This window comes from Pseudomonas sp. BF-B-15 (assembly GCF_019946675.1).
Classification (GTDB): Bacteria; Pseudomonadota; Gammaproteobacteria; order Pseudomonadales; family Pseudomonadaceae; genus Aquipseudomonas; species Aquipseudomonas migulae.
This window is the reverse complement of record NZ_JAGYFZ010000209.1, coordinates 1-1,935: the sequence shown is the minus strand read 5'-3', so window position 1 is coordinate 1,935 and position 1,935 is coordinate 1. Positions and strand designations below refer to the sequence as shown.

Below are 1,935 nucleotides of genomic sequence, written 5' to 3'. Positions count from 1 at the left end.
CCCCAGCCCCAGCCCCACTTGCTGCATGCGCTTGAAACTCTCGCGCACCGGCGTGTAATCCTGAGCGACACTGATGGAAATCGATTGTCCCAAACGGCGATAGTCCGAACGCAAGACCAGCAATTGCTGGCCTTCCGGCCCCAGTTGCAGGTTGCTGTGCAGGCCGGGATGGTCGAGGCGCGGCAATTCCTGATCCCACAACGAACGCGAGCGCCAATGGCTGTCGGCAAAATCAATGCGGAAGTAGTGCCCGGAAAATGGCCGTTGATAAGCGGGTGACAGATGTCGCTCATCCAGCTGCAAGCCCTGCGGCCCGCGCACCAGCGCCACCAGCAAACTTTCGCTGTCGTTGCGCAGCCCCGCTTCGAGATAGCGCTGCAAGCCCACTTCGAACAACCACAGGCTGGTTTGCGCCAGCACCAGGCCGACGATCACCATCACGCTGATCAGCCCCAGACTCAAGCGGCGCTGGATCGACCTCACTGCGCTTGCCCGCCGAACAGGTAACCCTGACCGCGACGGGTTTCGATCACACTGCGCCCGAGCTTGCGCCGCAGGTGGTTGACGTGAACTTCCAGCACGTTGGAATCGCGCTCGGTTTCACCGTCGTAGAGGTGTTCGGCGAGGTGGCTTTTGGAGAGGATCTGCTCGGGGTGCAGCATGAAATAGCGCAGCAGGCGAAACTCCGCGGCGGTGAGCTGGATGTCGGCGCCGTCGCGAGTCACGCATTGGCGGCCTTCATCCAGGTGCAATCCAGCCGACTGCAACGTCGGTTGATTGACCTGGCCGTGGGAACGGCGCAACAACGCCTGAATGCGCAAATGCAGCTCTTCAGGGTGAAAAGGTTTGCTCAGGTAATCGTCGGCGCCGGCCTTGAGGCCTTCGATCCGTTCGGCCCACGAACCGCGCGCGGTGAGGATCAACACCGGCGTGGCCAGCCCACCGGCGCGCCATTGCGCCAACACGTCGAGCCCCGGCAAACCGGGCAGACCGAGGTCGAGGATGATCAGGTCATACGGTTCGCTGCTGCCCTGATACACCGCATCTCGACCGTCGGCCAGCCAGTCCACGGCGTAGCCCTGGCGGTTGAGGCCGGCCATCAGTTCGTCGGCCAGGGGCACATGGTCTTCCACCAGCAGCAATCGCATCGGTCAATCTTCCTTGTCTTTCAGTAACTCGCCAGTGGCGGCGTCGAGGTCCAGTTCACGGACCACGCCTTCGGTGGTCAGCAACTCGACTTCATAAATGTAGACGTCGTGTTTCTCTTCGAGCTCGGCTTCCAGCAGTTTTGAGCCTGGATAACGCTCCAGCGCCTGCTTCACCACTTGCTCGAGCGGCAGGATCACGCCCTGCTGGCGCAGGCGCAGGGCTTCGTCCTGATCAAGGTCGCGGGCCATGACGATCGAGCAAAACGCCAGAAGCACCAGCGCCATGCGTGACAATGAACACACCTTCATTACGTATCCTGATGATCCTTGAGAAGTTGCCCGCTGACCGCGTCTAATTCCAGGTCCCACTCAAGGCCTTGCGGGTCGCGCAGCTCCACCTGATAGATGTACTTGCCGTACTCTTCTTCCAGCTCGGTTTCGGTGACCGTCGAGCCTGGGTGTTTGGCCAGTGCCGTGGCGTTGAGCTTCTCGAAAGACACAATGGTACCAGCGTCGCGCAGCCGCAGGGCTTCGTCGGGGCCCAGGTCGCGAGCGTGGGCGATGCTGACGGTCATGGCGACGATGGAGGCAGTGAACAGGGCAGTCAGGGTTTTCATGGGTGTCTCCGTATTTTTTATGTGTTGCGTACGGAAGGCACCTTAGCGATTCGAACTTAATTGAAACTGAATTGCCATCATTGGCCATGACAACGCGCCATCACCGACCGACACAAAACCTGTGGGAGCGAGCCTGCTCGCGATGGCGTCGTGTCAGTCGACATCAATGT

3 protein-coding genes and 1 pseudogene are annotated in these 1,935 nt (G+C 60.5%); all 4 read right to left on the bottom strand.

Annotated elements, in window-relative coordinates; genetic code table 11:
- Window positions 1–483: pseudogene (locus KGA97_RS29385) on the bottom strand (ATP-binding protein); the annotation flags it as partial.
- Complete coding sequence (locus KGA97_RS29380) at window positions 480–1,148, bottom strand: response regulator transcription factor (protein WP_008025306.1); 669 nt, start codon at window positions 1,146–1,148, stop codon at window positions 480–482. The pseudogene KGA97_RS29385 and the gene KGA97_RS29380, both read right to left, overlap by 4 nt.
- Window positions 1,149–1,151: 3 nt before the next feature.
- Complete coding sequence (locus KGA97_RS29375; RefSeq protein WP_008025305.1) at window positions 1,152–1,457, bottom strand: PepSY domain-containing protein; 306 nt, start codon at window positions 1,455–1,457, stop codon at window positions 1,152–1,154.
- Window positions 1,457–1,765 carry a PepSY domain-containing protein gene (locus KGA97_RS29370; RefSeq protein ID WP_008025303.1) on the bottom strand — a complete coding sequence of 103 codons (309 nt, stop codon included), beginning with the start codon at window positions 1,763–1,765 and terminating at the stop codon, window positions 1,457–1,459. The genes KGA97_RS29375 and KGA97_RS29370 overlap by 1 nt, the downstream gene beginning before the upstream one ends.
- Window positions 1,766–1,935: the final 170 nt, after the last annotated feature.